The 7,449-nt window shown below is 59.5% G+C and carries 10 protein-coding genes; 6 read left to right on the top strand and 4 right to left on the bottom strand.

The features are described from left to right. The 4 genes from B3849_RS02925 to B3849_RS02910 all read right to left on the bottom strand — a co-directional run. The coding region (locus tag B3849_RS02925; RefSeq protein WP_286779797.1) for an NADP-dependent isocitrate dehydrogenase at nt 1-802 on the bottom strand (802 nt) is incomplete at its 3' end. A 173-nt stretch (nt 803-975) separates the two neighbouring features. After that, the gene (locus B3849_RS02920) at nt 976-1,557 is read right to left on the bottom strand and encodes an HD domain-containing protein (protein ID WP_286779796.1); all 582 of its coding nucleotides are present in this window, start codon (nt 1,555-1,557) and stop codon (nt 976-978) included. A 3-nt stretch (nt 1,558-1,560) separates the two neighbouring features. Then, complete coding sequence (locus B3849_RS02915; protein ID WP_005853222.1) at nt 1,561-1,794, bottom strand: hypothetical protein; 234 nt, start codon at nt 1,792-1,794, stop codon at nt 1,561-1,563. Next, complete coding sequence (locus B3849_RS02910; RefSeq protein WP_005853224.1) at nt 1,794-2,447, bottom strand: alpha/beta hydrolase; 654 nt, start codon at nt 2,445-2,447, stop codon at nt 1,794-1,796. The genes B3849_RS02915 and B3849_RS02910 overlap by 1 nt, the downstream gene beginning before the upstream one ends. Nucleotides 2,448-2,620: 173 nt before the next feature. Here B3849_RS02910 and B3849_RS02905 point away from each other — a divergent pair, with 173 nt between their 5' ends. From B3849_RS02905 to sufC, 6 genes are all read left to right on the top strand, one after another. Then, nucleotides 2,621-3,091 (top strand): Rrf2 family transcriptional regulator, encoded by a 471-nt coding sequence (locus tag B3849_RS02905; RefSeq protein WP_278376061.1) that lies wholly within the window; start codon nt 2,621-2,623, stop codon nt 3,089-3,091. 51 nt (nt 3,092-3,142) lie between these two features. Next, a complete protein-coding gene (locus tag B3849_RS02900; protein ID WP_278426221.1) occupies nt 3,143-4,267 on the top strand; it encodes a cysteine desulfurase family protein in 1,125 nt (374 codons plus the stop codon). A 29-nt stretch (nt 4,268-4,296) separates the two neighbouring features. Beyond that, nucleotides 4,297-5,835: a Fe-S cluster assembly protein SufB gene (gene sufB / locus B3849_RS02895; RefSeq protein ID WP_005853229.1), complete on the top strand. Its 1,539-nt coding sequence runs from the start codon at nt 4,297-4,299 to the stop codon at nt 5,833-5,835. 8 nt (nt 5,836-5,843) lie between these two features. After that, a complete protein-coding gene (locus tag B3849_RS02890; RefSeq protein WP_278426222.1) occupies nt 5,844-6,032 on the top strand; it encodes a hypothetical protein in 189 nt (62 codons plus the stop codon). 31 nt (nt 6,033-6,063) lie between these two features. Next, complete coding sequence (locus B3849_RS02885) at nt 6,064-6,870, top strand: polysaccharide pyruvyl transferase family protein (protein ID WP_278426223.1); 807 nt, start codon at nt 6,064-6,066, stop codon at nt 6,868-6,870. Nucleotides 6,871-6,961: 91 nt separating this feature from the next. Further along, nucleotides 6,962-7,449, top strand: a 488-nt coding sequence (sufC, locus tag B3849_RS02880) for a Fe-S cluster assembly ATPase SufC (RefSeq protein ID WP_286779795.1), incomplete at its 3' end; no start/stop codon positions are given.

Raw genomic sequence — 7,449 nt, 5'->3', positions numbered from 1 at the left:
TGCAGGCCCAGACATAGCCGCCGTTCCACTTCATCGCGCAGGCGACCATGTCGTCGATCAAACGGTGTTCGTAGGTAATGCCCGCAGCTTTGAATTTATCTTCGAACTCGGTCTCGTAGATGTGCTGGAACAGCTCAAGGAAGCGGCCGTCATACTGCTTGAGGATCGTGTTCTTGGTGCTCAGATACACCGGCCAGCCCAGGTTCAAACCGTAGTTCAGCGAGGCGCGGGCGAAGTCGATGATGGATTTATCAAGGTTGTACATCCCCATCACGACACCGGCGTCGGGGGCGTCGAACAGCTCGCGTTCAATCTCTGTCCCGTCTTCGCCGACGAATTTCAGGGTCAGCTTGCCCTTGCCGGGAAATTTGAAATCGGTCGCTTTATACTGGTCGCCATAGGCATGACGGCCCACGACAATCGGCTTGGTCCAACCGGGCACAAGGCGGGGGACGTTCTTACAGATGATCGGCTGGCGGAAAATCACGCCGCCCAGAATGTTACGGATCGTCCCGTTAGGGGAGCGCCACATCTCTTTCAGGCCGAATTCCTCGACCCGTGCCTCGTCAGGGGTGATGGTCGCGCATTTGACGCCAACGCCGTATTCCTTGATCGCATGGGCCGCGTCTATGGTGATCTGGTCGTTGGTCTCGTCGCGGACCTCCATCCCCAGATCGTAATATTTCAGATCCACATCGAGATAGGGAAGGATCAGCTTTTTCTTAATGAAATCCCACATGATGCGGGTCATCTCATCACCGTCGAGCTCAACGATCGGGTTTTCCACTTTGATCTTGGTCATCATCTGCGGTCCTTTGAAATGATACTGACACCCGCATAGCCTATTCAGGCATGAATGCCTAGTCGGTATGCGATGGTATACTGAAAAGAGTTGCGCAGCTTAGCCCATATCATCGCGCTGCGACAGGCGTGTGACACGCGTGGTGGGGGATGATGGGTAGAGGGGGCGGGCAGTTAGCTCCGCGCGGCAAACCATGCAGAGACACGGGCGCGGGCAAACTCCCAAAGACCCGGCGCGCCGGTCTGGATTTTGCGGCCCACTTTTTCCACGAATTGCGCTTCGGTCACGTTGTATTCAACCCAGCTGCCGCCGCCCGCCGCGAGGTTCTGCATCGGGGGCTGGAAGCGGTCCAGCGATTTCGCAAAGCGGGCTGTGGGGGTCTCATTGGCTTCGAACTCTTCCCAGGTCGCGCGAAGATCGTCTCGCAAGTCGTTGGGAAGGATGCCAAAAATACGATCAGCGGCAAGCTGTTCCTGCGCTTCCATATCGGCAGTGTCGTAGCTGCCGAAAATCGGGTTGTCGCCTGCGTCAATCTCTACCAAATCATGCAGGATCAGCATCTTGATCACGCGGGTGATGTCGACATCGGGGCCCGCCTGATCCGCCAGCACCAGCGCATAAAGCGTCAGGTGCCAGCTGTGTTCAGCCGAGTTTTCGGCCCGCGACGCATCGCAAAGCAACGTCCCGCGTGTGACCGACTTGAGCTTGTCCGCTTCGTTCAGAAAGGCGATCTGCTGCTCAAGTCTGGTGGTCATACGTCAGCTTTCCTTTGCACGGTGCGCGGCAAGCGCCTTGGCCATAAAGTCACGCCCCTGTGCGGCGGCAAGCCGCGTGCGGATCGCCGTGACAAAGGCTTCTTCCATCGTCTGCGACGACGCGCCCAGAACAGCAGCGACTTCCATAAAAAGCCGCTCCTGTCCGGTTTCGCGTTGGACCGCCAGACATTCTTCGGCCATTTGGTTGGCCAGTTCGACGACTGTCGGATCCGCCATTAGCGGGTTGTCTCCGTCAGGCGGCGCTTCACGTAGTCTGTGGTAGAGGTAATTAGCGTCTCCATATGCGGCTCTTCAAAGAAGTGGCCGGCACCCTCGATCTCTTGGTGGGTGATGGTGATGCCTTTCTGCTCGTGCAACTTGTTCACGAGGTTCACGGTATCTGCGGGTGGTGCCACACGGTCAGCGGTCCCGTTGATCACCAGACCGGAGGCCGGGCAGGGTGCGAGGAAGCTGAAGTCATACATATTCGCAGGTGGTGCGACAGAGATGAAGCCCGTGATCTCGGGGCGGCGCATCAGCAGTTGCATCCCAATCCATGCGCCAAACGAGAAACCGGCAACCCAGCAATGCTTGGAGTTGTTGTTCATTGATTGCAGGTAATCCAGTGCCGATGCCGCATCGGAGAGTTCACCAACCCCCTGATCGTATTCACCCTGGCTCCGGCCCACGCCGCGGAAATTGAAGCGCAGAACGGTGAAACCCATATTGTAGAAGGCATAGTGCATATTATACACGACCTTATGGTTCATCGTCCCGCCGAATTGTGGATGCGGGTGGAGCAGAATGGCGATGGGTGCGTCGCGTTCTTTTTGTGGATGGTAGCGGCCTTCGAGGCGGCCTTCGGGTCCGGGAAAAATAACCTCGGGCATGAGCGTCCCTGCTTGGGGTTCTAAGTGCAGCGGAATAGTTGACGAATTCGCTAGGGCAGTTTAGAACGGTTCTAACTTGTGTGATCCCCGTTTCTGGGGGTCAGACTTTGCGTTTAGGCATTTCAGGCGTCGTCGTCAATCAAACAGGCGCTTATAGGGAAGGGAACACTGCGATGAAGCTGTCAACCAAGGGGCGGTATGCGATGGTCGCTTTGGCCGATATAGCGCTTCAGCCTGCGGATCGTCTGGTCAATCTGGGCGATATCGCGACGCGTCAGTCTATTTCCCTGCCGTACCTAGAGCAGCTTTTCGTCAAGCTGCGCCGGGCCGAGCTGGTGTCGTCGGTGCGTGGTCCGGGCGGCGGCTACCGCTTGGGGCGGCCCGCGTCGGACATTCGCGTTGCCGATATTCTGGCGGCGGTCGATGAAAAGGTCGATGCGATGCATGTGGGGGCAGGTGCCTCTGGCGGGTCATCGGGCAGCCGGGCGCAGTCGCTGACCAACCGCCTGTGGGAGGGGCTGAGCGCACAGGTCTATGTCTTTCTGCACCAGACGCGGCTGTCGGATGTTGTCGCGAACGAGCTTGCCCCCTGTCCGGCGGTGCCGAACCTCTTTGCCATCGTGGACGAGGCGGATGCGGAGTGAGGGACGCTGTCCCTCAGACTCCCTGGGATTTAGGACCATTTGGAAGGTGATGTGAGAGTATATCTTGATCATAACGCGACCACGCCCCTGCGGGCAGAGGCGCGCGCGGCCATGCTGGCGGCGATGGATGTGGCGGGCAACCCGTCCAGCGTTCATGCCGAAGGGCGTGCGGCCAAGATGATGGTCGAGAAGGCACGCGGGCAGGTGGCGGCTTTGGTCGGCTGCGATGTGTCGGAGGTGATTTTCACGAGCGGTGCCACCGAGGCGATTGCGGGGGTGGTGCAGGACGCGGGCAATGTAACCGGCGCAGCCGTGGAGCATGAAGCGGTACGCATCTGGTGCCCGGAGGCCGAGCAATTGCCTGTGGATCGCAATGGTCACGTGGATTTGAACGCGCTGCCGGATGGAGCCTTGGCGGGTAAAACGCTGTTTTTGCAACGTGCCAATAGCGAGACAGGGGTGTTGCAGCCGGAAAGCCTGTTGGACCAGCTGGCGCGGTTGGGCGCGTCGCCCGCAAGCGTCTTTCGCGATGCGGTGCAGGCGGCGGGTAAGCTGTCGGATCTGGGGCGCTGGCGCTCGGATGTGGGGCGTCATGCGTCATTGGCCGTCTCGGCGCATAAGCTGGGCGGCCCCAAGGGCATCGGCGCGCTGATCGCGGGGCCGGAATATACGCCCGGATTGATGCAGCCGATGTTGCGCGGGGGCGGACAGGAACTGGGCCGTCGTGCGGGGACAGAGAACGTCATCGGCATCGCCGGTTTCGGGGCTGCATGCGCTGCCGCAGCGCAGGATTTGGCGGATGGCGTATGGGAACGGGTTGCAGAACTTAGAAATGTTCTAGAGAAGGCTCTTGAGGCTGCGTCAAAGAAGACTATTTTTGTTGGGAAAGATGTGGCGCGTTTGCCGAACACCTCTTGCTTTATCACGCCCGGGTGGCGCGGTGAGACGCAGGTGATGCAGATGGACCTTGCGGGCTTTGCGATCAGCGCGGGGTCTGCGTGCTCTAGCGGTAAGGTGGCGACAAGCCGGGTGTTGACGGCGATGGGGTTTGACGACGCTGAGGCATCCTGTGCCGTGCGCGTATCGCTTGGGCCGGACACCACAGAAGAACAGGTCTTGCGTTTTGCAGACGCCTGGACCGCGAAATTGAAGAAACACGAGGCGCGGGCCGCTTGATGCGCGCCGCCAGTTGAAGGATGAAAAGCATGGATAGCACTTTGGTCAAGGACGACCCGAACACCGGCGTTAAAGAGGGCGTTGATCAGGAAACCGTGGATGCCGTGCGCGAAGTCGGCGGTGCCTATAAATACGGGTGGTCCACAGATATCGAGATGGACTATGCCCCGTTGGGTCTGAACGCCGATATCGTCAAGCTGATCTCGGAGAAGAACGAAGAGCCCGAGTGGATGCTGGAATGGCGTCTGGCCGCCTATGAACGCTGGCTGACCAAGAAAGAGCCGAACTGGGCGATGGTCGACTATCCGGAAATCGACTTTCAGCAGCAGTATTACTATGCGCGTCCGAAATCGATGGCGGAAAAGCCCAAGAGCCTGGATGACGTCGACCCCAAGTTGCTGGAGACCTACAAGAAGCTGGGTATCCCGTTGAAAGAGCAAGCAATTCTGGCGGGCGTCGAAGGCGCAGAGAAGATTGGCGACGAGCCCCGCAAGGTGGCTGTGGATGCGGTTTTTGACTCTGTTTCGGTCGGCACCACCTTCCAGGACGAGCTGAAAAAGGCGGGCGTGATCTTCTGCTCTATCTCCGAGGCGATCCGCGAACACCCCGAGTTGGTCAAGAAATACCTTGGTTCGGTCGTGCCGGTGAATGACAACTTCTATGCGACGCTGAACTCGGCCGTCTTTTCCGATGGGTCGTTCGTGTATGTGCCGCCGGGCGTGCGCTGCCCGATGGAGCTGTCGACCTATTTCCGCATCAACGCGGAAAACACCGGCCAGTTTGAACGCACGCTGATCATTGCCGACAAGGGGTCCTATGTGTCCTACCTTGAAGGCTGTACCGCGCCGCAGCGCGACGAGTCGCAGCTGCACGCCGCGGTGGTTGAAATCATCATCGAGGAAGACGCCGAGGTGAAATATTCGACCGTTCAGAACTGGTACCCCGGTGACGAAGACGGCAAGGGCGGGATCTACAACTTTGTGACCAAACGTGCAGACTGCCGTGGCGACCGTGCCAAGGTGATGTGGACGCAGGTCGAAACCGGCTCTGCTGTGACGTGGAAATACCCGTCCTGCATCCTGCGCGGCGACGATAGCCAGGGTGAGTTCTATTCCATCGCCATCGCCAACAACATGCAGCAGGCCGACACCGGCACCAAGATGATCCACCTGGGCAAGCGCACCAAATCGCGCATCGTGTCCAAGGGGATTTCGGCAGGCAAGGCGCAGAACACTTATCGCGGCTTGGTGACCATGCACCCCAAAGCCAAGGAATCGCGCAATTATACCCAGTGCGACAGCTTGTTGATCGGCGACAAATGCGGGGCCCACACGGTGCCTTACATCGAAGTCAAGAATAACAGCAGCCGGGTGGAGCACGAGGCGACCACATCAAAGGTAGACGACGATCAGCTGTTCTACTGCCGTTCGCGCGGCATGGACGAGGAAGAGGCGGTTGCCCTGGTCGTGAACGGCTTCTGTAAAGACGTGCTTCAGGCGCTGCCGATGGAGTTCGCGATGGAAGCGCAGGCGCTGGTTGCGATCTCGCTTGAAGGGTCCGTGGGGTAATCACGATGATGCGCAAGCTGACATGGGACGTGACCATTGCCGCGCTCGTTTTCTGGGTACTGATGGCGCTGTTTCGCGGGGGCGGGCTGACGCTCGTCGCCTTCGAGAACACGTTCTTCCAGATGCTGATCTTTGCGATGATCTATGCCGCAATCCGTGTGGCCCTGTTGGTGCTGCGCAAGGGGGATGGCGAATGATCACCGTAGGGACCAAAGGCGCAGCGCTCTGATGCAGGCATCGGCGGATACCACTCCCTTGCGCCTGCACTGGTGGAAGGCGGTCCCGAATTTCGGGGACGCCCTCAGCCCTGTGGTGCTCGCCCATGTCGCGGGCCGGCGTGTGGAGCATGCCGGTGTGCGCAAGGCGGAGGTCTGGGCCATCGGGTCGCTTTTGCAGGTGGTCAAGCGCAACTTTAGCGAGGCACAGGATCACCGCCCGGTGATCTGGGGGGCGGGTCTGTTGCATCCGGTGCAGGGGACGGGGTTTGTCGATCATGTCGATATCGCCCTTGTCCGTGGGCCGATCACTGCCGCGCTGCTGGGGTTGGAACTCTCGGAGTTCGGTGATCCCGGTCTGTTGATCAACGCCGTGTGGCCGCAGGACCGCGCGCCCAACGGCAAGATCGGCATCGTGCCGCATCATTCGCTGGTGGATGACCCTGTGTTGCAGGCTCTGATCGCCAGTGACGCGCGGTATCAGCTGATTGACCCGCGCGGGCAAGCGCAGGATGTCTGCGCGGCGATTGCTGCGTGTGATCATGTGTTTGCGTCTTCCTTGCACGGGTTGATCGTGGCTGATGCCTATGGTGTGCCCAACAGCTGGCTGGCCCCGATGGGGCAGTCGCGCTTGAAATATCTGGACTACGCGGCCTCGGTCGGCCGGCCTCTGCGGGCCCCGATCAACGTCGAGGACATCCCGACGGCGGTTCTGCCCGACCCGCTGTCACCGCTTCTCTATCAGGCGGGCATAGATGCCTGCCGCACCGCTCTTTATGACCGTTTTCCCAAAGCCTTACAGGCGGGGAGGGCGGCATGAAATCTTACACCGATGACGGCCCCGCGACGGGGTTTTCATTCACTCAATTCACTGTCATTGCAGCGCCAAAGCGCAAGAAAAGGAACCCATCATGCTGAGCATCAAAGGCCTGAAGGTCAAACTGGAAGAAGAAGACAAGCAAATCCTGAAGGGTGTCGATCTGGAAGTCGAAGCCGGTAAGGTTCACGCGATCATGGGGCCGAACGGGTCCGGTAAATCCACGCTGTCCTATGTGCTGTCGGGCAAAGACGGCTACGAGGTCACCGAAGGCTCCGCCCATCTGGGTGACATCGACCTGCTGGACCTTGAGCCGGAAGAGCGCGCGGCCGCTGGCCTGTTCCTCGCCTTTCAGTATCCCGTTGAAATCCCCGGCGTTGGCAACATGACTTTCCTGCGCACCGCTGTGAATGCGCAGCGCAAGGCCCGTGGCGAAGAAGAGATGTCTGCTGCGGAATTCCTCAAGGTTGTGCGCGCCCGCGCCAAAGAGCTGAAGATCGACGCCGACATGCTGAAGCGCCCCGTGAACATGGGCTTCTCGGGTGGTGAGAAGAAGCGTAACGAGATCTTGCAGATGGCGAT

The sequence above is a fragment of the Sulfitobacter sp. UBA4523 genome (assembly GCF_002388305.1).
Classification (GTDB): Bacteria; Pseudomonadota; Alphaproteobacteria; order Rhodobacterales; family Rhodobacteraceae; genus Sulfitobacter; species Sulfitobacter pontiacus.
Note: the sequence above shows the minus strand (reverse complement) of the source record. Positions and strands in the feature narration are given on the sequence as shown.